Source organism: Rhodococcus sp. 21391 (assembly GCF_016772255.1).
GTDB classification, from domain to species: domain Bacteria; phylum Actinomycetota; class Actinomycetes; order Mycobacteriales; family Mycobacteriaceae; genus Rhodococcus_F; species Rhodococcus_F opacus.
Window position 1 is genome coordinate 5,499,573 of record NZ_CP063781.1, and the last position, 23,215, is coordinate 5,522,787.

At 69.1% G+C, this 23,215-nt stretch carries 19 protein-coding genes; 7 read left to right on the forward strand and 12 right to left on the reverse strand.

What is annotated here, in order from left to right; genetic code table 11:
* The first annotated feature begins 67 nt into the window (after window positions 1-67).
* Both GO592_RS25345 and GO592_RS25350 read left to right on the forward strand, forming a co-directional pair.
* Window positions 68-709 carry an FABP family protein gene (locus GO592_RS25345; RefSeq protein ID WP_005254810.1) on the forward strand — a complete coding sequence of 214 codons (642 nt, stop codon included), beginning with the start codon at window positions 68-70 and terminating at the stop codon, window positions 707-709.
* An 86-nt stretch (window positions 710-795) separates the two neighbouring features.
* Window positions 796-1,905: a type IV toxin-antitoxin system AbiEi family antitoxin domain-containing protein gene (locus tag GO592_RS25350; protein ID WP_007301054.1), complete on the forward strand. Its 1,110-nt coding sequence runs from the start codon at window positions 796-798 to the stop codon at window positions 1,903-1,905.
* Window positions 1,906-2,147: 242 nt separating this feature from the next.
* On the opposite strand, the gene cydC is transcribed toward GO592_RS25350, so the two are convergent.
* From cydC to GO592_RS25375, 5 genes are all read right to left on the reverse strand, one after another.
* A complete protein-coding gene (cydC, locus tag GO592_RS25355; protein WP_007301053.1) occupies window positions 2,148-3,827 on the reverse strand; it encodes a thiol reductant ABC exporter subunit CydC in 1,680 nt (559 codons plus the stop codon).
* On the reverse strand, window positions 3,817-5,520 hold the full coding sequence (gene cydD / locus GO592_RS25360; protein WP_007301052.1) for a thiol reductant ABC exporter subunit CydD: 1,704 nt from the start codon (window positions 5,518-5,520) through the stop codon (window positions 3,817-3,819). The genes cydC and cydD overlap by 11 nt, the downstream gene beginning before the upstream one ends.
* Window positions 5,517-6,554 (reverse strand): cytochrome d ubiquinol oxidase subunit II, encoded by a 1,038-nt coding sequence (gene cydB / locus GO592_RS25365; RefSeq protein ID WP_007301051.1) that lies wholly within the window; start codon window positions 6,552-6,554, stop codon window positions 5,517-5,519. Before cydB ends, cydD begins: the two co-directional genes overlap by 4 nt.
* Window positions 6,555-6,565: 11 nt before the next feature.
* Complete coding sequence (locus GO592_RS25370; protein WP_007301050.1) at window positions 6,566-8,062, reverse strand: cytochrome ubiquinol oxidase subunit I; 1,497 nt, start codon at window positions 8,060-8,062, stop codon at window positions 6,566-6,568.
* A 133-nt stretch (window positions 8,063-8,195) separates the two neighbouring features.
* Entirely contained in the window at window positions 8,196-9,068 is an 873-nt protein-coding gene (locus GO592_RS25375) for an aminodeoxychorismate lyase (RefSeq protein ID WP_007301049.1), read from the reverse strand.
* 62 nt (window positions 9,069-9,130) lie between these two features.
* Between GO592_RS25375 and ygfZ the strand changes: the two genes are divergently transcribed.
* From ygfZ to GO592_RS25395, 4 genes are all read left to right on the forward strand, one after another.
* Window positions 9,131-10,252 carry a CAF17-like 4Fe-4S cluster assembly/insertion protein YgfZ gene (ygfZ, locus tag GO592_RS25380; protein WP_007301048.1) on the forward strand — a complete coding sequence of 374 codons (1,122 nt, stop codon included), beginning with the start codon at window positions 9,131-9,133 and terminating at the stop codon, window positions 10,250-10,252.
* Window positions 10,249-10,917 (forward strand): MOSC domain-containing protein, encoded by a 669-nt coding sequence (locus GO592_RS25385; protein WP_007301047.1) that lies wholly within the window; start codon window positions 10,249-10,251, stop codon window positions 10,915-10,917. The genes ygfZ and GO592_RS25385 overlap by 4 nt, the downstream gene beginning before the upstream one ends.
* Complete coding sequence (locus GO592_RS25390) at window positions 10,914-11,867, forward strand: asparaginase (RefSeq protein ID WP_005561133.1); 954 nt, start codon at window positions 10,914-10,916, stop codon at window positions 11,865-11,867. Before GO592_RS25385 ends, GO592_RS25390 begins: the two co-directional genes overlap by 4 nt.
* A 181-nt stretch (window positions 11,868-12,048) precedes the next feature.
* Window positions 12,049-12,249, forward strand: coding sequence for a DUF3073 domain-containing protein (locus tag GO592_RS25395; RefSeq protein ID WP_005244376.1), 201 nt, complete (start codon window positions 12,049-12,051; stop codon window positions 12,247-12,249).
* A 111-nt stretch (window positions 12,250-12,360) separates the two neighbouring features.
* On the opposite strand, the gene purM is transcribed toward GO592_RS25395, so the two are convergent.
* The gene (purM, locus tag GO592_RS25400) at window positions 12,361-13,440 is read right to left on the reverse strand and encodes a phosphoribosylformylglycinamidine cyclo-ligase (protein ID WP_005244377.1); all 1,080 of its coding nucleotides are present in this window, start codon (window positions 13,438-13,440) and stop codon (window positions 12,361-12,363) included.
* 120 nt (window positions 13,441-13,560) lie between these two features.
* The gene (gene purF / locus GO592_RS25405) at window positions 13,561-15,144 is read right to left on the reverse strand and encodes an amidophosphoribosyltransferase (RefSeq protein ID WP_005254820.1); all 1,584 of its coding nucleotides are present in this window, start codon (window positions 15,142-15,144) and stop codon (window positions 13,561-13,563) included.
* Window positions 15,145-15,317: 173 nt separating this feature from the next.
* Between purF and GO592_RS25410 the strand changes: the two genes are divergently transcribed.
* A complete protein-coding gene (locus GO592_RS25410) occupies window positions 15,318-16,637 on the forward strand; it encodes a class I SAM-dependent methyltransferase (protein WP_007301046.1) in 1,320 nt (439 codons plus the stop codon).
* Here GO592_RS25410 and GO592_RS25415 read toward each other — a convergent pair whose 3' ends face one another.
* The 5 genes from GO592_RS25415 to GO592_RS25435 all read right to left on the reverse strand — a co-directional run bounded on the left by GO592_RS25415 (window position 16,638) and on the right by GO592_RS25435 (window position 23,191).
* Window positions 16,638-17,024: a sterol carrier family protein gene (locus tag GO592_RS25415; protein ID WP_005244380.1), complete on the reverse strand. Its 387-nt coding sequence runs from the start codon at window positions 17,022-17,024 to the stop codon at window positions 16,638-16,640.
* A gap of 4 nt (window positions 17,025-17,028) precedes the next feature.
* Entirely contained in the window at window positions 17,029-17,673 is a 645-nt protein-coding gene (locus GO592_RS25420; RefSeq protein WP_007301045.1) for a CPBP family intramembrane glutamic endopeptidase, read from the reverse strand.
* A complete protein-coding gene (locus tag GO592_RS25425) occupies window positions 17,670-19,439 on the reverse strand; it encodes an alpha/beta hydrolase (protein ID WP_039952927.1) in 1,770 nt (589 codons plus the stop codon). Before GO592_RS25425 ends, GO592_RS25420 begins: the two co-directional genes overlap by 4 nt.
* A 3-nt stretch (window positions 19,440-19,442) precedes the next feature.
* Window positions 19,443-21,764, reverse strand: a complete 2,322-nt coding sequence (purL, locus tag GO592_RS25430) for a phosphoribosylformylglycinamidine synthase subunit PurL (protein ID WP_007301043.1) — start codon at window positions 21,762-21,764, stop codon at window positions 19,443-19,445.
* A 143-nt stretch (window positions 21,765-21,907) separates the two neighbouring features.
* Complete coding sequence (locus GO592_RS25435; protein WP_007301042.1) at window positions 21,908-23,191, reverse strand: M18 family aminopeptidase; 1,284 nt, start codon at window positions 23,189-23,191, stop codon at window positions 21,908-21,910.
* Between the last annotated feature and the right edge of the window lie 24 nt (window positions 23,192-23,215).

The window sequence follows — 23,215 nt, forward strand, 5'->3', positions numbered from 1 at the left end:
GGACGCAGGCGCAGATCCGCCTTCCGAGCACCCGACTACGAGCGCGCCCGCTGGGGACACCCCCACCGTGCGTCGTGGTAGCGGTGACGCAGCTGTCGCGGACGCCATCGAGCGTTCCAAGACGACGGCGTCGCGGAACATCCCGCAGCTTCCGGACCTTCCGCTGCCCGAGGACACCGCAAATCTGCGGCTCGGCCCGGATTTGAACAACGAACTCCTCGCAGTACTGCCCCTCGTGGGTGTGTGGCGCGGTGAAGGGGAAGGCCACGACCCCGACACAGGCGACTACCCCTTCGGGCAGCAGATCATCGTCTCCCACAACGGTGGCAACTACCTCAAGTGGGAATCCCAGACCTGGGTTCTCGACGCCGACGGCGAATACGTGCGCCCCGACCTCCACGAGACCGGCTTCTGGCGGATCAGCGGAGACGGCATTCCCGGCAGCACCGACGAGGAAGTCGTCGAACTCCTCCTCGCCCACAGCTCCGGCATCGTCGAACTGTTCTACGGCCAGGCCCTCACCCAGTCGTCGTGGGAACTCGCGACCGACGTCGTGATCCGCAGCACCTCCGGTGTTCTCGTCGGCGGCGCCAAGCGTCTCTACGGCATCGTCGAGGGCGGCGACCTCGCCTACGTCGAGGAACGCATCATCGCCGACGGTGAGCTGCGTCCCCACCTCTCCGCGCGGCTGTCCCGCTACGTTGGCTAGCGCCCGTGAGTACTTATTAACCACGGGCGGTTAACAAGTACTCACGGCTCGGGTTATCCACAACCTGAGGTTCATCCACAGGGCAGTTGAGATCGGCCTGTTTCTGCCGAATCCTGTCGGTCGGCTTCCGCACCGTCGCGTCCATGACGACTGCGACGATCGACTTCCGGCCCGAATTCCAACGCGTCCTCGACTATCAGCACGGCCTCGTCACGGCCCGGCAACTTCGCGGACTGGGTATCTCGACCCGGCAGATTCAGCACATGGTGGAGTCCGGCCAGTGGTCGGCGGTTCTGCACGGTGTCTACGCCGTCACGAACGGTCCGCTCGACCGGCCGATGAGGCTGTGGGCGGCGCTGCTGTTCGGCGGTCCCCGAGCGATCCTCAGTCATCGGACTGCGGCCGAGGAGTGGGGGCTGATGCCCGTCGACCCTGACGGGCCGATTCACGTCACCGTGCCCTACGGATTGTCTGCGGAGCCGCAGGAACCGACGTATCGGAAGGTCGGCCGGCGATCCGACCGTCCCGTTCCCCGCGAGGGCGATCTCCTCCACCCCGGGGTCGTGGTGCACCGGTCCCGGGCGCACGCCCACATCCTCGTCCCGACGCTTCCGCCTCGAACGTCCCGGGCCGACACCGTCGTCGATCTCGCCGTCGCGGAGCCGTCGGCGGTGGCGGCCGCACGGGTCCTGGTCTCAGCGGTCACCGGCAGCGACATTCCGGTCCCCGAGTTGCTCCGACGGATCGAGCAGCGTCCACCGCGCAGATACCGCAAGGCTCTCACCGACGCGCTGACGTTCGTCTCCGGCGGTGTCCAGTCGATTCTCGAGCACCGGTACGCCGTCGACGTCGAACTCGCGCACGGACTACCGGCCGCCCGACGACAGTCGCCTGTCTTCGTCGACGGAAGAACCCTCTACGAGGACGTGGACTACTCGGACAGCGGCGTTCCGCTCTTCGTGCGACTGGACGGACTGCGGTACCACTCGTCGCGGTCGGTGGCGCTGCGCGACCGTCGTCGCGGCAACGCGGCGGAACTCGCCGGCAAGGCGACGCTGGTCTACGGCTGGGACGAGGTGACGCGGCGCTCGTGCGAGGTCGCGGCCGAGGTGCGGACGGTGCTCGAGCGGGGCGGTTGGAGTGGGCCGAACCCGTGCCCGCGCTGCCGTGAGTACTTGTTAACGTCGGGCGGTTGATAAGTACTCACGGGCGCGGAGCGCACAACGGCCCCCGAGCCTTCCGGTGCGTGTGCACCGGGTCCGATCTGGACCAGACCGGGGGCTCGGGGGCCGGGTAGCTGCCTGGGATTCGCTCGCCGCTCGCGCGGTCAGTGAATTCCGTCAGCGGTAGCGGCTAGCTGGCAGCCACCTCACGTGTCCGTCTGTCATTCAATTTCAGACCACCTCCTTCCTCGTGTACTGAAGAAAGTACGCCGCACTCACGGAGTCGGCAACGCATTTTCGCTCTCAGCTTTCTCCACCCGTATCACCAGGTCAGCGCTGGTATCCTCCGGAAGCTGGTGAGTGATCACCACGACGGTGCGCTGCGCAGACACCAGTCCGCCGTCGCGCGCGAGCAGTCGCCGGAGCAGGTCGGCGCCCGCGTCGGCGTCGAGGTGTTCGGTCGGTTCGTCCAGCAACAGCACCCGGGCGGACGACAGCAGCGCCCGGGCGAGGAGCAGGCGGCGACGCTGCCCACCGGACACCGCCCTGGCACCGCCGGCGAGGGTCGTGTGCACGCCCTCCGGCAGCCCCGACACCCATCCGCCGAGCCCGACGGACTCCAGGACGGTCAGCGCCTCCGTGTCCTGGATTTCGCCGCGCGCCACCCGCAGATTCTCGAGGACGGACGTGTCGAAGAGGTGTGCGTCCTCCGCGAAGAATCCGACGTTCCGGCGGAGAGCCTCGGACCTGATGCTGTGCAGGTCGAGTCCGTCGACCCGCACCGACCCCGATACCGGCGGGAGCAACCCAGCCAGGGTCATCAGGGTGGTCGTCTTCCCGGACCCGCTGCCGCCGACGATCGCGACCCGGAAGCCGGGCCGCAGGTCGAGGTCGAGCGGGGCGGTGACCTGCCCTCCGGGCCAGCCGCACCGCAGGTCCTTCGCGACGACCTCGGCGGGCCCGTCCAGTTCCCGGTCGCCGGGGTGCGGATCCGCGACGGCGGCGTCGAGCACGGCGAGTATGCGGCGCGACGCGATCCGGGCCCGGGTCAGCGCGACGGCCGCGGCGGGCAGCGCGACCGTGGCCTCGAACGCGGACAGCGGCAGGAGCACGAGGATGCCGAGCGCCATCGGGCTCATGGTCCCCGACGAGTACAGGCCCATCCCGATGAGCAGTGACGCGATCACACTCACGCCCACCGCGAGTGGTGTGGCGGCGTCCGCGAACGCGCTGGGTGCGGCGGCGCGGTCGGTGGCCGCGACCGCGGCGTGTTCGGAGCGGACCGCCCGCGACACGGTCCGGTCGAGGCGACCCGCGACGCGGAGTTCCGCGGCGTGATCGAGAGCCGTGACGGCGTCCTCGCTGAACCGGGCCCGCGCGTCGGCGCCGGACGTCTCGGCCAGGCGGGCGGCCCGCGCGGACAACCAGGGCGCCGCGACCCCCGACACCGCGAGCGCCACCGCGAGCACGAGCGCCGACGCGGGCGAGATCACCGCGAGGATGCCGACGGCGGCCACGGCCAGGACGACGGACACGGCGATGGGGACGAGCGCGCGGACGACGACGTCACCGAGGGTGTCGACGTCGGCCCCGGTGCGGGCGAGCAGTTCGCCGCGGCGCAGGCCGGCAGCGGCCGCGGGGTCTCCGTCGGCCAGCCGCTGGTACAGCTGGGTGCGGGCGGACGTGGTCCCGCGCAGCGCGGTGTCGTGGGTGGCCAGCCGCTCGAGGTAGCGGAAGACGCCGCGGGAGATGCCCAGCGCCCGCACCGCCACGACGGCGACGCTGAGGTCGAGGACGGGCGGCATCTGCCACGCCCTCGTGATCAACCACGCCGACAGCGCCGCGAGCGCGAGCGCACTGCCCAGCGTGGCGACGCCGGCGGCGACGGCCCGCACTACCCGTCCCGGTTGCAGGTCGAGGAGCGGCAATACGCGGATCAGCGGGTCACGCGACATCGGCGCTCACCTCGATCACCCGGTCGGCGGCCGCGAGCACGGTCGGCCGGTGGCCCACCACGACGACCGTCCGGCCGGCGGCAGCCAGGCTCCGCAGTGAATCGAGCACGGTCCGCTCCGACGCGCCGTCGAGGTGGGCGGTGGGTTCGTCGAGCACCAGGACGGGACGCCGGGTGGCCAGCACGCGAGTGAGTGCGAGTCGCTGCCGCTGGCCGAGCGACAGTCCCGTTCCGCCGGATCCGACGCGCGTGGTCCAGCCGTCCGGGAGTTCGGCGAGAACCTCGTCGAAACCCGTCGCGGCACAGGCCTGTTCGAGGTCGACGACGTCGCCGATGAGCCGAAGGTTCTCGTCCAGGGTGCCGGGAACGAGAACGGGGTGCTGCGGAAGCCACGCCACCTGCGCCCACCACGCGGACCGGTCGAGCGCACTCACGGCGGCGCCCGCCACCCGCACCTCCCCGCACTCGGGTTCGACGAGGCCGAGAAGTGCCTGCACCGCAGTCGATTTTCCGGAACCGTTGGGTCCGGTCAGCACGGTCACCGCACCGGGTTCGAGGATCCCGGTCAGTCCGTGCGGTGCCAGGCCGCGCCGGGACCGGACGTCGACGCCCTCGAATTCGATTCGGGCCCCGGCCGCGTCGACGACGACCGAACCTCCGGCGTCGTCGGGACGATCGGTGTCGATGACGGCGAAGGCCCGACTCGCCGCGGCCATCCCGTCCTCGGCGGCGTGGAACTGGGTTCCGACCATCCGCAGCGGGAGGTACACCTCGGGCGCGAGGATCAGTGCCACGATTCCCGCTTCGAGTTCCATCTCCCCGTACACCAGCCGCAGTCCGATGCTCACGGCGACGAGCGCGACGCAGAGCGTGGCCAGCAATTCCAGCACCATCGACGACAGGAATGCCACCCGCAACGCCGACATCGTGGTGTGGCGGTGGGCGTCCCCGAGTTCACGCACCCGCGTCGCCGGCCCCTGTTCGCGGCCCAGCGCGCGGAGTGTGGGCAGGCCGGCCAGGAGGTCGAGCAGCTGGGAGGACAGCGTCGTCATGGCGGTCAGCGTCTTCGCGGCCTTACCTTTGGTGAGCAGGCCGATGAGGATCATGAAGATCGGGATGAGCGGCAGCGTGACGAAGATGATCGCCGCCGACGTCAGATCCTGAAACGTGATGACCACGAGCGTCGCCGGGGTGAGCGTCGCCGCGAGGACCAGTGCCGGGAGATATCCGGTGAGGTACGGCACCAGACCGTCGAGTCCGCGGGTGAGCACGGTGGCGATCTCGTCCCGCCGCGGATCGAGTTCGCGCGGTCGCAGGCGGGTGGCGGTGCCGAGGACCTCCCGCTTCAGTTCCGCCACCACCCGGGTGGCGGACCGGTGCGCGAACCGGGACTGCAGCCAGGTGGCGAGCACCCGCACTCCCACCGCGGCCGCGAGGACCGCCAGTTCGGTGGACCACCGCCCGGCGTCGGTGGCGTCGTCGACGATGACGCCGCCGAGCACGCGGCCGATCATCAGCGCGGACACGATGACCATTGCGACGTTGACGATCGACAGCGCGACCGTGAGGACGAGGTACCCGCGCGCCGCAGCGGAACAGCGCCACAGGCGGGGATCGACGGGGCGCCGAGAACCTCGCGCCCCGCCCGGGCGTTCGTCGGCCGGGCGGGGTGCGTCGCCTACCGCTGTGCTCATCTGCGCTCGAGCGGGAGACCGATCGACGGCGGGATGTGCTTGGTCGAGATCCGTTGGCGGAACACCCAGTACGTCCAGCCCTGGTAGATCAGCACCACCGGGGTGAGGAACGCGGCGGCCCACGTCATCACCTTCAGCGTGTACGGACTCGACGACGCGTTGTCGATGGTCAGGTTGTACGCGGCGTCCAGAGTGGACGGCATGACGTTGGGGAACAGCGAGCCGAACAGCAGGGCCACCGTGGCGATGACCGCGATCGACGTGAGCAGGAATGCCCAGCCTTCCCGCTCGGCACGGGTGAACGCGACCACCCCGAGGAGTGCGGCGGCGGCGATCGCCACGAGGATCCACGTCCAGCCCTTGCCGTGCGCCAACTGTGTCCACAGTACGAACGCGCCCGCCACCGGGACGGCCGGAACGGCAAGCCGGGACGCGAGTTCGACGGCGTCCGTGCGTACTTCGTCGGCCGTCTTCAGGGCGAGGAACACCGCGCCGTGCAGGGCGAACACGAGTGCGGTCGTCAGACCACCGAGCAACGCATAGGGATTGAGCAGATCGAAGAGGCTCGAGGTGACCTGCTTGTCGGCGTCGATGTCGACGCCCCGCACGATGTTCGCGAACGCGACACCCCACAGCACGGCAGGCACCCAGGACCCGAAGACGATGCCCCAGTCGCACCGCCTGCGCCAGGTGTCGTCGTCGATCTTGCCGCGGTACTCGATGGCGCAGATCCGGACGATGAGCGCGACGAGAATGATCAGCAGCGGCAGGTAGAAGCCGGAGAACAAGGTGGCGTACCACTCCGGGAACGCGGCGAACAACGCGCCGCCACCGGTGATGAGCCACACCTCGTTGCCGTCCCACACGGGTCCGATGGTGTTGAGCACCACCCGCCGCCGCGTGTCCCCGTTCGGGTCCTTGCGCCTGCCCAGCACCGGCATCAGCATGCCGACACCGAAATCGAATCCCTCGAGGACGAAGTACCCGATGAAGAGCACCGCGATCAGGATGAACCACACTTCTTGAAGTCCCATGACCGTCTCCCCTAGTACGCGAACGAGAGTTGCTCGGGCTTGCCCGGTTCTTCGGGCTCGTCGTGGTCGTCACCCGGTGGATGGGCGTCGTGTTCGAGTGGTCCCTCGACCGTGTAGCGGCGGATCAGCGTGAACCACACGACGGCCAGCGCCCCGTAGACCACCGTGAACGTGATGAGCGAGACCCAGACGGTCCACGGGGAGTGATTCGAGACGCCCTGGTCGACAGTCAGTCTGATCATGTCTACGCCGGTCGGGTTGGGTGCCACGACCCACGGTTGGCGGCCCATCTCGGTGAAGACCCAGCCCGCACTGTTCCCGAGGAACGGTGTCGGGATGACGGCGATCGACAGCCAGCCGAACCACTTCTTGTCCGGGACGCGCCCGCCGCGGGTCATCCACAGACCGACCACGGCGAGCAGCGCCGACCCGGCGGCCCAGCCGATCATCGCGCGGAACGTCCAGTAGGTGACGAACAGGTTGGGCTTGTAGTTTCCGGGTCCGTACATCTCCTCGTAGCGGGCCTGGATCTCGGTGACGCCCTCGACGGTGGAGTCGAACGTGCCGTCCGCCAGGAACGAGGTGAGCCCGGGGATCTTGATGAGCTGGGTGATGCTCTCGCAGTTGTTCTGGGTGCCGACGGTGAGGATCGAGAAGTCGGCACCGGTTTCGGTGTGGCACAGTGATTCGGCCGATGCCATCTTCATGGGTTGCTGTTCGAACATCAGCTTGCCCTGGATGTCGCCGGTGATCGCGAGTCCGATGCCCGCCGCGACCATCACCCACAGCGCGAGGACGGTGACCGGACGGAACATCGTCCGGGCGGTCTCCTCGTGCTTCTTCGCCACTTCGGGTTCGGTGGCTTCCTTCGATTTGCGCATGCTGCGCACCATCCACCAGCCGCCAACGCCGGCCACGAACGTGCCTGCCGTGAGGGACGCTCCGGCCACGACGTGCGGGAAGGCCGCGAGCGCTGTGTTGTTGGTGAGCAGTTCCCAGATGCTGGTGAGTTCCGCGCGCCCGGTCTCGGGGTTGTACACGGCCCCGACCGGGTGCTGCATGAACGAGTTGGCGGTGATGATGAAGTACGCGGACGCGTTCACACCGATCGCGACGAGCCAGATGGTGGCGAGGTGGACGAGCTTGGGCAGCCGTCCCCAGCCGAAGATCCAGAGGCCCAGGAACGTCGACTCGAGGAAGAAGGCGACCAGTCCCTCGAGGGCGAGCGGTGCGCCGAACACGTCACCGACGAAGCGTGAGTACTCGCTCCAGTTCATCCCGAACTGGAATTCCTGCACGATGCCGGTGGCGACGCCGAGCGCGAAGTTGATCAGGAAGAGCTTCCCGAAGAACTTGGTGAGCCGGTACCAGTGGTCCTTTCCGGTGACCACCCACATCGTCTGCATGACGGCGATCAGCGGGGCGAGCCCGATCGTCAGCGGAACGAGGATGAAGTGATAGACGGTGGTTATGCCGAACTGCCACCGGGAGACATCCAAGGCATCCATGGCTACTCCGAAACTGGGCCCGTAGGACAGGCTTCAGGGCCGGAGCGTGGGCTTCCGCCCGACCCTTGAAAACAACGTACTGCGAGGTCGTTTCCCCCGCAGGACTTTGCTACTACGAAATGTAGTAGACCTGTCAAGCCTCCGCGGACTCGGCACCCGCCGTCTCGACCGCGAGGTCGACCAGCTCCACGATCTCGTCGGCGAGCGGTGCGTCGGGCAAGGCAAGGCCGTCGATCTTGCGCACGCGCGCGGCCATGGTGACGCTGGAGATGAGCCAAACACCTTCCGCCGTAATGAGATCCGCCGGACGCAGCGCCGCGTACTCACAGCGGAACCCCTTGCCGGACGCCACCTCGTACAGCGCCTGCTGCGTCGTTCCGGGCAGAATTCCGTGCTCCGGCGGCGGCGTGAGGAGGTGCCTGTCGCGGGCGATGACCACCGTGGAACGTGGCCCTTCCAACACATTGCCCTCACTGCTGACGAAGATCACATCGTCGGCGCCGAGTGTCGCCGCATACCGCAGCGCCGCCATGTTCGTCGCATACGACAAGGTCTTCGCCCCGAGCAGCTGCCACGGCGCACTCGCCGACAGATCCACCGAATAGCCGCGGGCCAGTGTGAGTACCGACACCCCGTCGCGTCGTGCCGCCCGAATCCGCTCGGACACCGGCCCGACGGTGACGAAGGCGGTCGCGTCGCCACCGGACTCCCGGCCGCGGCTGAGCACGAGTCGCATCGCGCCCTCCCGCTCGGACCCCCACTCCTCGACGGCCAGCTCGAGGGCCAGGCGCCACTCGTCCAGGTCCTGAATGGGCAATCCGAGGGCGCGCGCCGACGCGACGAGACGGGCGAGGTGGGGCTCGACCTTCAGGGCGCGACCGCCGCGCACCAACAGGGTCTCGAAGACACCGTCGCCGCGCACCACCGCCAGATCGTCCGCGTGCAGCAGCGGGGCATCCGCGTCCCGCACCTCGTGGTCCAGTGTCACCAGCACTCGATCAGACATGACACCCAGCCTATCGACCCTGCTGACCACCACCTGTGGTTCATGGTCCCTAGACTGGGTTCGTGGTCGACAAACTGCCCGTCTCACCCAGTCCACTCCTCACGGCCCCGGGCGCGGTCCCTGCGCCCGAAGGCTCTCCCGACGCCGGCGTCGCCTGGCATCACGGCGATCCACTCGGCGAACAACGCGATGCCGAACGTTCCGCGGTGGTCGTCGACCGTTCCCACCGGTTCGTCATCGCGATCAGCGGACCCGAACGACTCACCTGGCTGCACACCATCTCGAGCCAGCACGTCGCCGCGCTCCCCGACGGCGCGAGCGCCGAGAACCTCAGCCTCGACGTCAACGGCCGCGTCGAGCACCACTTCGTCCAGACCGATCTGGACGGCGTCACCTGGATCGACACCGAGGCCGACCGCGGACCCGACCTCCTGTCGTTCCTCACCAAGATGGTGTTCTGGTCCAAGGCCGAGCCCCGCGAGGGCAACGAGCTCGCGGTCCTCAGCGTGATCGGCCCCGACGCCGTGACGGTCCTCGACGCAGCCGGTGTCGTGGCACCCACCGAGCCCTATGCCGCCGCCGCGGTGCCCGGGGGCGGGTTCGTCCGCCGCATGCCGTGGCCGACCGCCGAGTCCTTCGACCTGCTGATCCCGCGGGAAGGACTCGCGACGTGGTGGGGCCGGCTCACCGCCGCCGGCGCCGCTCCCGCGGGAACGTGGGCGTTCGAGGCACTCCGGGTGGCCGCCGCACGGCCCCGGATCGGACTCGACACCGACGACCGCACCATCCCGCACGAGGTCCGCTGGATCGGCGGTCCCGCCGAGCACGGCGCCGTCCACCTGGAGAAGGGCTGCTACCGCGGCCAGGAGACGGTGGCCCGCGTCCACAATCTCGGCAAACCGCCCCGTCACCTCGTCCTGCTGCACCTCGACGGCAGCGCCGAGGGCAGGCCCGAACCGGGCGACCCGGTGACGGCGGGAGGCCGTGCGGTCGGACGGATCGGCACCGTGATCGACCATCACGAGCTCGGACCCATCGCGCTGGCCCTCGTCAAACGGTCCATCCCCACCGACACCGAATTGGTGGTCGGCTCGTGCGCCGCGTCGATCGACCCCGACTCCGTGCCCGCGGACGACACGGTCCAGGCGGGCCGCGCCGCCGTCGACCGGCTCCGGGGCCGATGAGCGAGGCGACCGCGACGGCAGGCGAGGTGCTGGCCGTCTGCGTGCTGCACACCGAGCGGGACAGCGGCACCCGGCGGGTCACCCGGACGGCGATCGACAAGCGGCCGGTCGACGGCCCCGTGCGCGTCACGACCGCCGGACTGGTCGGCGACCACGTCTGCGACACCGAGTACCACGGCGGCCCGTTCAAGGCCGTCTACGCCTACCAGGAGGACGAGGCGCAGCGCTGGGCGTCGGAGCTCGGCCGCGAACTGCCCCCGGGATGGTTCGGCGAGAACCTCCGTCTCGACGGGATCGCCGCGACCGACGCCGTGATCGGCGAGCGGTGGCGGATCGGCACCACCGAACTGGAGGTGACCAGCCCGCGGACGCCGTGCGGCACGTTCGGCGTCTGGGCCGCCGAGCCCCGGTGGGTCAAGCGGTTCTCCGAACGCGCCGACACGGGCGCGTACCTGCGGGTGGTGACGGAGGGGTCGGTCGCCGCCGGCGACACCGTCCAGCGCATCCACGTGCCCGGCCACGGCGTCACCGTGCGCGATCTGTTCACCGGCCGCGACCCGGAACGGTTCGTGGCGCTGCTCGAACAGCAGGAGAACCTCTCTCCGACCGTCGCGGACAAGGCCCGCCGACGGATCGCCGGACTGGAAGTGCAGGTCACGTATTGAGCATCGAACTGGTCGAGGTCGTACGTTCCGGATTCCGTGAGTGCGTCCACCGCGGTTCCGCGGTGATCCTCCGCGCGGACGGCGAGATCGCGCTCACCCTCGGTGAGGTGCACACGCCGATCTATCCGAGGTCGTCGAACAAGCCGTGGCAGGCCGTGACGATGCTGCGGAACGGCTTCGAACCGTCCAGTTCCGAAGAGCTCGCGATCGCGACCGCTTCCCACGAGGGCGAGTCGGACCACATCGAACTCGTCGAGCGGCTGCTCGCCCGGTACGGCCTCGACGAGGACCAGCTCCGCTGTCCCGCCGATCTGCCCTCCAACGAACTCGCCCGGGCCGAACTGCTGGCCGCCGGTGAGCTCCCCCGCCCGGTGTACATGAACTGCTCCGGCAAGCACGCCGCGATGCTCGCCACGTGCCTGGCCAACGACTGGCCGTTGGACAGTTACCTCGAGCCGACGCATCCGCTGCAACTCGCGGTCGTCGAGACGCTCGGGTCGATCAGCGGCGACGTCGACGCCGAGCTCGGCATCGACGGATGCGGGCTGCCGATCGTCCCGTTGTCGCTGACGCATCTGGCTCGGGCGTTCGCCCGGCTCGTCACCGCCGAGCCCGACTCCCCCGAGCTCGCCGTCGCCGACGCCGTCCGCGAGCACCCCTACCTCGTCTCGGGCACCGGCAAGGACGACGCGCGCCTGATGCCGGTCGTGCCCGGGCTGATGACGAAGGCCGGAGCCGACGGTGTCTACGCCGGCGCGCTTCCCGACGGCTCGGCGTTCGCGCTGAAGATCGACGACGGCCACGAACGGGCCCGGTTACCCCTCGCCGCAGCACTTCTCCACCGGATGGGCGCCGAGTGGACCGAGGATCTGGCGGCCCTCGCATCGCAGCCCGTGCTCGGCGGCGGCGTCCGAGTGGGGACGGTCCGGGCAATTCCGGGAGTCTTCTGAAGGCGAAATACCGGCATCGGGGCAGCTCGCGAGCCCGGTGAGACTAAACCGACACCGCTTCGGGGTGTGGATGGAAGCGCGAGGGACTTTTCCACGCTAGAGTGTGGGGCAGGAACTTACACACTCAAACGGGGCCGCCAAATTCCCCAGGCCGCCCCGCGAAAGCGCGAGGGGGTCAGCCATGGGCCGCGGCCGGGCTAAGGCAAAGCAGACCAAGGTTGCACGCGAGCTGAAGTACAGCGTACCGACCACGGATTTTGACAGCCTGCAACGAGAGCTCTCAGGTGGGTCGTCCAACTCGCATCGGGACGAGGTCTTCGCTGACCAGCGTGCCGACAGGGAGGGTCACTCCCGGGAGGACGACGACGACTGGCGGCGCTGAGATCTGAAGACAACGAAATGAGGGGGAGCCGACACCGGCTCCCCCTCATTTCCACATCTTCAGCCGGTCGGGGCCACTAGCTCGCCCCGTTCCGACAGACGGCGACCGACCCTAGAACCTCGGGTGATCGCCGGCGAGAATTGCGCGCTCGGCCGACACGTCGTGCGACTTCTTGATGCTGCCCAGCGTCCAGCAGTCGATGTGGCGCGCCGTCAGGACGGCCAGCGCACGATCGACGTCCTCGGGCGCCACGATCGCGACCATGCCGACGCCCATGTTGAACGTCTGCTCCATCTCGGCCCGCTCCACGCGTCCGCGCTGCGCGATCATCGCGAAGATCGGAGCCGGGCTCCAGGTACCGCGGTCGAGTTCGGCGACCAGGCCCTTCGGCATGACCCGGGCGAGGTTGTTGGCCAGTCCACCGCCGGTGACGTGGCAGAACGTGCGCACGTCCGTCTCGGCGGCGAGGGCCAGGCAGTCCTTGGCGTAGATCTTCGTGGGCTCGAGCATCTCCTCGCCCAAGGTGCGGCCGAACTCGTCGACGTGCGCCGTCAGGCTCATGTGGTCGATCTCGAGCAGGACCTTGCGGGCCAGCGAGTAACCGTTGGAATGTAGTCCGGACGAACCCATGGCGATCACGACGTCGCCGGGACGGACCCGGTCGGGCCCCAGCACCTGGTCGGCCTCGACCACACCGACGCCGGTCGCGGACAAGTCGTAGTCGCCGTCCGCCATCACACCGGGGTGCTCCGCCGTCTCGCCACCGAGCAGTGCGCACCCGGCCTGGATGCAGCCTTCGGCGATACCGCTGACGAGTTCGGCGACACGCTCCGGGACGACTCGCCCGACGGCTATGTAGTCCTGCAGGAACAGTGGCTCGGCACCGCAGACGACGAGGTCGTCGACGACCATCGCGACCAGGTCGAGGCCTACGGTGTCATGCTTGTCGAGTGCCTGAGCGACGGCGAGCTTGGTGCCCACACCGTCCGTGGACGCCGCGAGCAGCGGTTCCTTGTAGTCACCCTTGAGCGAGAACAGACCCGCGAATCCACCGAGACCACCGAGAACCTCGGGACGGCTGGCGCGCTTGGCCAAGGGAGCGAAGAGTTCCACCGCCCGATCGCCTGCGGCGATGTCCACTCCTGCGGCGGCGTAGGACGCGCCAGGGCGACTTGTCGGATCCTCGGTCATGTGGTTGTTACTCCAGCCTTCTGTTGCTCGTCAAAATCGTGTCGGTCGGGCAATCGAGTGCTGTGATTGCGTCCTTACGGTACCGGAGTACGTTCTCCGGCCGGATCCCGATGTACCGGCCTACGGCCGACTGAGGGCGTTCGCGTTGTCGTTCTCCCGCGTCGCGGGACCGCCTGCCGCGCTCTCGAGCATTCCCTCGAGAACGTTCTTTCCGATCGACGTCTCCGTGGGGAGCGCGATGGGGTACGTGCCGTCGAAGCAGGCCGCGCACAGTCGCGTCGCAGGCTGCTCGGTGGCGGCGATCATGCCTTCGGTGGAGATGTAGCCGAGGGTGTCGGCGCCGATGGAACGGCGCACCCCTTCGAGCATCTCGTCGAAGCTGCCGGGCTCGCCACCGCCGCCCGCACCGTTGGCGATCAGCTCGGCCGGCGAGGCGAAGTCGATGCCGTAGAAGCAGGGCCACTTGACCGGCGGCGACGCGATGCGGACATGGATCTCCAGTGCGCCGGCCTCGCGGAGCATCCGGATGAGCGCGCGCTGGGTGTTGCCGCGGACGATCGAATCGTCCACCACCACGAGGCGCTTGCCGCGGATGACTTCCTTGAGCGGGTTGAGCTTGAGGCGGATACCGAGCTGGCGGATCGTCTGCGACGGCTGGATGAAGGTGCGGCCCACGTAGGCGTTCTTCATCAGACCCTGGCCGTACGGAATGCCCGACCCCTGCGCGTAACCGACCGCGGCCGGAGTGCCCGATTCGGGGACCGGGATGACGAGGTCGCCCTCGGCGGGGTGCTCGGTGGCGAGGCGGCGGCCGATCTCGACGCGGGTGGAGTGCACCGAACGTCCGGCGATGACACTGTCCGGACGAGCCAGGTACACGTACTCGAACACGCAGCCCTTGGGCTCGGGGTTCGCGAAGCGGGAGGAGCGGACGCCGTCGGCGTCGATGGCGAGCAGTTCGCCGGGCTCGATGTCGCGGACGAAGGACGCGCCGACGATGTCGAGAGCGGCCGTCTCGCTGGCGACGACCCAGCCGCGGTCCAGGCGTCCGAGGCACAGCGGGCGGATGCCGTGCGGGTCGCGGGCCGCGTAGAGCGTGTGCTCGTCCATGAAGGTGAGGCAGAACGCGCCGCGCAGTGTCGGCAGGAGCTTCATGGCCGCCTGCTCGATGGTGCTGTCGGCGGCGGCGTGCGCGAGGAGGGCGCCGACGACGTCCGAGTCGGACGTGGCGCCGCCGGGGCGCTTGTCGTTGACCAGTCCGGCTTCACGGGCGCGCTGCGCCAGCTCCGCCGTGTTGACGAGGTTGCCGTTGTGCCCGAGGGCGATGCCGCTGCCCGCGGCGGTGGTCCGGAAGATCGGCTGCGCGTTCTCCCACGTGGTCGATCCCGTGGTGGAGTAGCGACAGTGGCCGACGGCGACGTGGCCCGGCATCGCTGCCAGGGTCTGCTCGTCGAACACCTGGCTGACCAACCCGAGATCCTTGAAGACCAGCACCTGCGAACCGTCGGCGACGGCGATGCCCGCCGCTTCCTGCCCACGGTGTTGCAGAGCATAAAGTCCGTAGTAGGTGAGTTTCGCCACATCCTCTCCCGGCGCCCAGACGCCGAAGACTCCGCATTCCTCGCGGGGCTCGTTCTCGTCCTCGTCGGACGGGTTCGAAGAGAGAAGATTAGGACTGTGGACCGACAGATCGGCTCTGGTCACCGGGGTGCTCCCTGGGGATGGGCGTGTGAGGGGCAAGGTCAGTCTACGTGCCCTGCGCCGTCGCTTCCCCCACGGTGCCGATCGAACCGGCCCGACTCCCGGACGGACGGCCGAAAATAGGTTAGTTTCGGTATCGATCAGCATCCTCGAACCACAGAGCGGGGGCTTTTCCGATGGACGTCCGCAGCACGGCCCCGACCGCCGCAGAACGCCTGCTGAGCGCGTTCGAAGGTGCGATGGGCATCCCCATTCCCGTGCACGTTCGCTGCTGGGACGGCTCGGAGGCCGGCCCCGACTCGGACGTCACCATCGTCTTCCGCAACCGCCGGGCCATCCGGCGGGTGCTGTGGTCGCCGAACGAACTCGGTCTCGTCCGCGCCTACGTGTCCGGAGACCTCGAGATCGAGGGCGACGTCTTCCGGCTGCTGACGCTTCCGGATCTCGTCGACCGGCTGGGGTCACTCGGCGTCCGCGGATCCGACCGCGGCACCATCCTGAAGTCGCTGTCGACGTTCGTCCGGCTCGGGGGCCTCGGTCTCCGTCCGGCACCGCCGTCGGTGGAGGTGGCCCGGCGCCGCGGTCCGAAGCACAGCAAGGCGCGCGACGCGTCCTCGGTCTCACATCACTACGACGTCGGCAACGATTTCTACCGCCTGTTCCTCGGGCCGACAATGGTCTACTCCTGCGGGTACTGGGACCAGCGATCCGGCGACCCCGGTGCGATCGGCACGCTCGAAGAAGCGCAGAACGACAAGCTGGACCTGGTCTGCCGCAAACTCGGACTCCAGCCGGGCATGCGACTGCTGGACGTGGGGTGCGGCTGGGGTTCGATGGCGATCCACGCCGCCGAGAAGTACGACGTGTCCGTCGTCGGCGTCACCCTCAGCCACGAACAGGCCGAGCTGGCGCGGGCGAGGGTCTCCGAGGCCGGGCTGTCGGATCTGATCGAGATCCGGGTGCAGGACTACCGCGACGTCGTCGACGGTCCGTTCGACGCGATCTCCAGCATCGGCATGTCCGAACACGTCGGCGACTCCGCGCTGCCCGGGTACGCGCAGCATCTGCTCGACCTTCTGCGTCCCGAAGGGCGGCTGCTCAACCACGCCATCGCCTCGGTCCGGTCGCTGACCGGCACCGGCAACTCGTCGGGGTTGATCGAGAACTACATCTTCCCGGACGGCGAGGTGCTGCCGCTGAGCAGAACGATCGACGCCTTCGAGCGCGCCGGACTCGAGGTGCGCGACGTCGAGGCCCTCCGGGAGCACTACGCACTCACGCTGCGGGCGTGGGTGGGCAGACTGCGCGACTCCTGGGACGACGCGATCCGGCTCGCCGGCGCGGAGCGGACCCGCACCTGGTTGCTGTACCTCGCGGCCAGCGCCCTGGGGTTCGAGGAGAAGGGCCGGCTGACGATCCATCAGGTACTGGCCGTGCGCCCGTCCGACGACGGGTCGAGCGGCCTGCCGCGCACCCGCTCGTTGTGGCTGGGCTAGCTATACGCGTAGCAGCGGCAGCCAATGGGCGATCTCGCCGGCGCGACTTCCCGACACCGACACTCCGCCGTCGGCGGTCGCGCTGTCGAACTCCAGCAATCCCGTCACCAGCAGCAGCCACGTCCGGGGGTCGGTCTCCACGACGTTGGGCGGGGTGCCGCGGGTATGCCGCGGGCCCTCGATGCACTGGACCGCGACGAACGGCGGAACCCGCACCTCCACGCTCGAACCGGGCGCGACCTGCTCGAGCGTCCGCGCGCTGAGCCGGACCGCCGCGGCCAGCTGGGTGCGGGACGGTTTCTCCTCCGAATCGCCGCGCAGCCACGGACCGACCTCGAGTACGGCGGCCCTCAGTTCGGCGGGATCTACGGCTCGGCGCGACGGCATACGCTCAATCTACTGTGCGGGCCCGCGCGACCTCGGCGGCCACCGCCCCACCGACATTGACCGAAAGGTGCAGCAGTGCAGGGGCTACGACGCTGCCGCTGCGTCGACGCAACCACTCGAACAGCCACGCGGCGGACCCGGTGAGCAGAACGCTCGCGGTGACGCCGTCACCGGCGATCCGGGCAGCGCGCACGTGCCACAGCCCGAACGTGGCGGCGTGCAGAACGTAGGCCGTCGGGGGCGGCCAGGCCCGTCGCAGCATCGCAGACAGGACGCTGCGGAACAGCAGTTCCTCGTGCGCCACGGTCCCCACCGGGATCCGGAACCCCACCCAGCCGGCGAAATCGGTGACCCCGTCGCCCGCCGGCACACGCCTGCGCAGTGCGGGCACGCTCAGCGTGATCGTGTATCCGGCGAGCGGGACCACCGACGCCAGGGCGCCGTATCGCAGCCCGGACCGGGCCTTCGACGCGGACAGGCCGAGTTCGTCGACGCCGTACCCCGTGGCGCGCGCTGCTCCCACGACCGACAGTCCGAGCGCACCTCCCGCGACGGCCCGCCCGTACGGGCCGAGCCCCGAACCGGGCAACACCACGTTGTTCCACAGCACGGCCGCCGCCGCACCGGCAACGGAGGCGAGCCTGCTCACTTCTCCGGACCCTCTGTCCCGGCAAGGGATTCGAGAGTGGACCGGACGCGTTCGGTGTCGACGGGCGTCCACCCCTCGGGCTGGGCGACCGTGATCCAGCCGTCGAGGACGAGTGTCCCGTAATTGTGGCCGTGCCCGTCCGGCACGCCGGCAGCGTTGGTGAGGTCGGCGGACACCTGCCAGAACGTCACGAACGGAAACCACTTCATGGACGGCGAACGATCCTCGCCCGGTGGTTCCTTCAACCAGTCTGGCCGGGTGAACGCGAGGTCGGGCGACCACCACACGACAGGATCCGACGGGTGCTGGACGTACAGGATGCGCGGCGACAACCACTCGCCGGTGTCGTCGACCATGTCGGCGGAGTCGTCGGCGAACCGCACCACCAGACCTGCCGAGTACTCGGGGTCGACCTCGGGAGTGCCGGGATCGCGACGCTGGATCAACTGCCCCCACAGGCGGTTCGAGTTGGGCGGTCCGACCCACAACACGCCGTCGACGGTCTGCCGGATGTCGCTCAGCGTGTCGAAGGCGCCCTCCCCCGCCTGGGTGCCGAGACTTTCGCCGTAGACGAGCAGCTTGGGTCGCGTCGCCTCGGGTTCCTGCAACCACCGCTCGTGCACGCGGTCGATCAGTTTCTTCCCCGCCTCCGCGGCCTTCTCACGGTCGGCGAGGAACGAGATCCAACTCGGCAGGAACGAGTACTGGCTGGCGACCAATGCCGTGTCACCGTTGTGGACCAACTCGATCGCTTGCGCCGCAGTCGGATTGACCCAACCGGTGCCGGTGGTGGGGATGACGACGAGGACCTTTCGCTGGAACGCGCCGGTCCGCTCGAGTTCGTCGATGACGACGTCCATGCGCGCGTCCGGGTCCTCGGCGGTCTCGAGTCCGGCGTAGACCCGGATGGGGTCCTTGGCCGGTGTGCCGTTGGCCGCCGTGAGTTCGTCGGCGTCGAGCCCTCGGGACACGAAGTTCCGGCCCTCGTACCCGAGGGTGTCCCAGGGTGCCAGCGACTCGGGGCTGCCCGACTTCTCCGGGTCGAGTGGTTGCTCGACGCTGTCGCGGGTGGTCGAATTCTGCAGGCTGAACGCCGCATTCGTGGCGGCGTAGACGCCGCGCATCAGAACACCGTCGACGAGCAGGAAGAACAGCACCGTCACGATGAGGATGCCGACGGTGGTGGCGGTCGGGATCGCGAGGTGCCACCGCCGGATGAGTCGTGCCGCGATCCACCGCACCAGTTCGCGCAGCAGCCGCCACACCGAGATGATCGCGGCGCCCACGAGCAGACTCAGACCGCCCGTGCGGATGTAGCCGGTGGTGGTGGTGCCCTCCGCCCCCATCAGCGCGGCGAGCTCACGCTGCCATGCCGCGGAGTACGCGAGCATCACGAGGCTCACGACCACGCACGTCACCGTCACGACGACGCGCAGGCCGGTGGACCAGGGTTCCGGCAACGGCCACCACGACCGATGCCGCAGGAAGTAGCGACGCACCAGCCAGCCGATCGCCGTTCCCACCGTGTAACCGATCGCGGCGTTGATGCCGCCGATCAGCCCCTGGAACAGCCAGTCGCGGGGCAGCAGCGACGGCGTCAGGGACCAGCAGAAGAACAGCGTCGCGAACGCGATGCCGGTGAAGTCGAGCCGAAGGAAACGCCAGGTCCGGTCGAGTCGGGGACCGTGGAGGAGTGCAGGATCAACCAGCCGCGAGAGTTCCCGCGGCCCCCTGTCAACCCTCTCCAATGCCCCCGATTCGACCATTCATCACCCGAACAATGCCGGCAGAGTTCCCTCGAACGTCGTGCGCAGCTCGGCCAGCGAGACCGAGAACTGGCCCTGGACCTCGACGGAATCGGACCCCTCGTCCACCACACCGATGCGCACCCACGGGAGATTACGGGCCGTGCACATACCGGTGAAGCGAGTTTCCTCGGTGCGCGGGACCGCGACGAGCACGCGGCCCGACGACTCGGAGAACAGGGTGACGAACGGGTCGGCGTCGTCGGGAAGCAGGATGCGGCAGCCCGTCTCGCCGGCCAGCGCGGCCTCGACGACGGTCTGCGCGAGACCACCTTCGGACAGGTCGTGCGCCGCGGACACCAGTCCGTCGCGGGACGCCGCGAGGAGGATGTCGGCGAGCAACTGCTCCCGTTCGAGGTCGACCTTCGGCGGCACACCGCCGAGGTGACCGTGCTCGACCTGCGACCAGATGGACCCGTCGAACTCGTCGCGGGTGTCGCCGAGCAGGATCAGCGTTTCGCCCGGTTCCAGTCCGAGACCGGTGGGGATGCGACGGTGCACGTCGTCGATGACGCCGAGCACGGCCACCACCGGGGTGGGCAGGATCGGGGTCGAGCCGGTCTGGTTGTAGAAGCTGACGTTGCCGCCGGTGACGGGGATGCCGAGCTTCGCGCAGCCGTCCGCCAGGCCGCGGACGGCCTGCTGGAACTGCCACATGACGCCGGGATCCTCGGGGGACCCGAAGTTCAGGCAGTTGCTGACGGCCTTGGGGGTGGCGCCGGTGACGGCGACGTTGCGGAAGGCCTCGGCGAGCGCGAGCTGCGCGCCGGCGTACGGGTCGAGCGCGGTGTAGCGGCCGGACGCGTCGGTGGCGAGCGCGATGCCGCGTCCCGTCTTCTCGTCGACTCGGATCACGCCCGAGTCGGCGTTCTCGGCCAGGACCGTGTTGCCGCGCACGTAGCGGTCGTACTGCTCGGTGATCCACTTGCGGCTGCACAGCGCCGGGGACGCGAGCATCTTCAGCAGGGTGTCCTTCAGTTCGTCGGCCGACTCGGGACGCTTCAGTCCGGCGGTGGTGTTCGCGACGAGGGCGTCCTGGCTCGCGGGACGCTGCACGGGGCGCTCGTACACCGGGCCCTCGTGGGCGACGGTGCGCGGCGGCACGTCGACTACGGTCTCGCCGTGCCAGGAGATGGTGAGCCGCTCGCCGTCGGTGACCTCACCGATGACGGTGGCGAGGACGTCCCACTTCTTGCAGACCTCCATGAACGCGTCGACGTTGTCGGGGGTGACGACGGCGCACATGCGTTCCTGGGACTCGCTGGACAGCACCTCGGCCGCGGTCATGCCGGTGGCCCGCATCGGGACCTGCTCGAGGTTGATGTGCATGCCGCCGTCGCCTGCCGCGGCGAGCTCGGACGTGGCGCAGGACAGGCCGGCGCCGCCGAGGTCCTGGATACCGACCACGAGCTTCGCGGCGTACAGCTCGAGACAGCACTCGATGAGCACCTTCTCGGTGAACGGGTCACCCACCTGCACCGCCGGGAGCTTCTTCCGGCTTTTCGATGCTCCAGCTCCGCCTTCGGCTTCGTGTTCGTCCCCGCTCTCGTCGCCGTCGAACGTCTCCGACGCGAGCACGGACACGCCGCCGATGCCGTCGAGGCCGGTGCGCGCACCGAACAGGATGATCTTGTTGCCGGCACCGGAGGCGAACGCGAGGTGCAGGTCCTCGACGCGCATCGCGCCGGCGCACAGGGCGTTGACCAGGGGGTTACCGGCGTACGACGCGTCGAACACGGTCTCGCCGCCGACGTTGGGGAGGCCGAGCGAGTTGCCGTAGCCGCCAACTCCGCGCACCACACCGTCGACGACGCGTCGGGTGTCGGGGGCGTCCGCCGCACCGAAGCGCAGCTGGTCCATGACCGCGATGGGCCGTGCACCCATGGCCATGATGTCGCGGACGATGCCGCCGACGCCGGTGGCCGCACCCTGGTAGGGCTCGACGTAGGAGGGATGGTTGTGGCTCTCGACCTTGAACGTGACGGCCCAGCCGTCGCCGATGTCGACGACGCCGGCGTTCTCGCCGATGCCCGCGAGCATCGAGGAACGCATCTCGTCGGTCGTGGTCTCACCGAAGTACTTCAGGTGCACCTTGGACGACTTGTAGGAGCAGTGCTCGCTCCACATCACCGAGTACATCGCGAGCTCGGCCTCGGTGGGGCGGCGGCCCAGGATCTCCTTGATGCGGGCGTACTCGTCGTCCTTCAGCCCCAGTTCCTTGAAGGGCTGTGCGACGTCGGGGGTCGCGGTGGCGGCGGTGACGGTGTCGACCGGGTGTGCTGACACTGGAGGTGGGGTCCCTTCCCTACGGGAGTCAAGAGAGGCAAGCCGGGAGTCACGGCCGGCGCAAGCCGGGTGGCGACGAGCCGTACGTCAGTCTATCCGGCGGCTCCTTCCGGTACCGACCTGGCGCTCCTCGCCCCGCTTCCTCACGCCGTCGGTGTGAGGAAGGCCGCAAGGGCGTCGGAGTAGGCCCGCACGTCACGGGCGCCCATCAGCTCCCGCGACGAATGCATCCCGAGCTGCGCGGCGCCCACGTCGACGGTGCTCAGCCCGGTCCTGGACGCGGTGATCGGGCCGATGGTCGAACCGCACGGCAGATCGGCCCGGTGCACGTACCGCTGCAGCGGCACGCCGGCCTGGTCGCAGGCGAGGGCGAACGCCCCGGCTCCGGCCGCGTCGGTGGCGTAGCGCAGGTTCTGGTTGACCTTGAGCACCGGTCCCCCATTGACGGCGATGTGATGGGCGGGCTCGTGCCGCTCCGGGTAGTTGGGGTGCGTCGCGTGCGCCATGTCTCCGGACGCGCAGATCGATCCGGCCATCGTCTGCAGGAATTCTTCGCGACCGCCGCCGCGGCCGAGGACGATGCGCTCGAGCACGGTGCTCAGGAGATCGGAGAACGCGCCCCGATCGGACATGCTCCCCACCTCCTCGTGGTCGAACAGCGCGAGCACCGACACCCGGTCCCCGGGGTTCTCGGCCGCCGCCAGCAACGCCTGGGTGCCCGCGTAGCAGGTGCCCTGGTTGTCGAGCCGCGGCGCACTGACGAGGTCCTGTTCGGTTCCGACGAGGGCGCTGGGCGCGAGATCGTGGGTCATCAGTTCCCATCCGAGCACCGCGTCGGCAGGCACCTCCGCCCGGTCGGCCACGAAGTCGATGAACGAGCGGCGTTCGGATCCCACACCCCACACCCCGTTGAGGTGGCGCTGCGGATCGAGGTGGACGCCCTTGCGGTCCTCGGACAGGTGGATCGCCAGCTGCGGGACGCGCAGGATCGGTTCGTCGACGCGGACGAGCCTCTCCTCGACCGTGTTGCCGGCCCGCACACTCAGCCGCCCGGAGATGCCCAGGTCGCGGTCGAGCCACGAGTTGAGCCACGCACCGCCGTACGGTTCGAGACCCACCAGCTGCCACCCTGCCGACGACAGGTCGGGGTGCTGTTTGACGCGCAGGTTCGGGCTGTCGGTGTGCCCGCCGACGATGCGGAACGGCGCCGTCCGGCCCAGCCCTTCGGTACTCCACGCGATGAGGGATCCGCCGCGCACCAGGAAGTACCGGCCGGGCTCGCCGGGCCACGAGTCGGCCTCGTGCAACTCGGTGAAACCGTTGCCGGTCAGCAACATCGACACCGTCGCGCACACATGGAACGGCGACGGTGATGCATCGACGAAGGTGCAGAGTCCCTGGGCGTCGGCCCACGTAGTGGAAGGCATGGGGTCAATCATGCAGGACCCGCT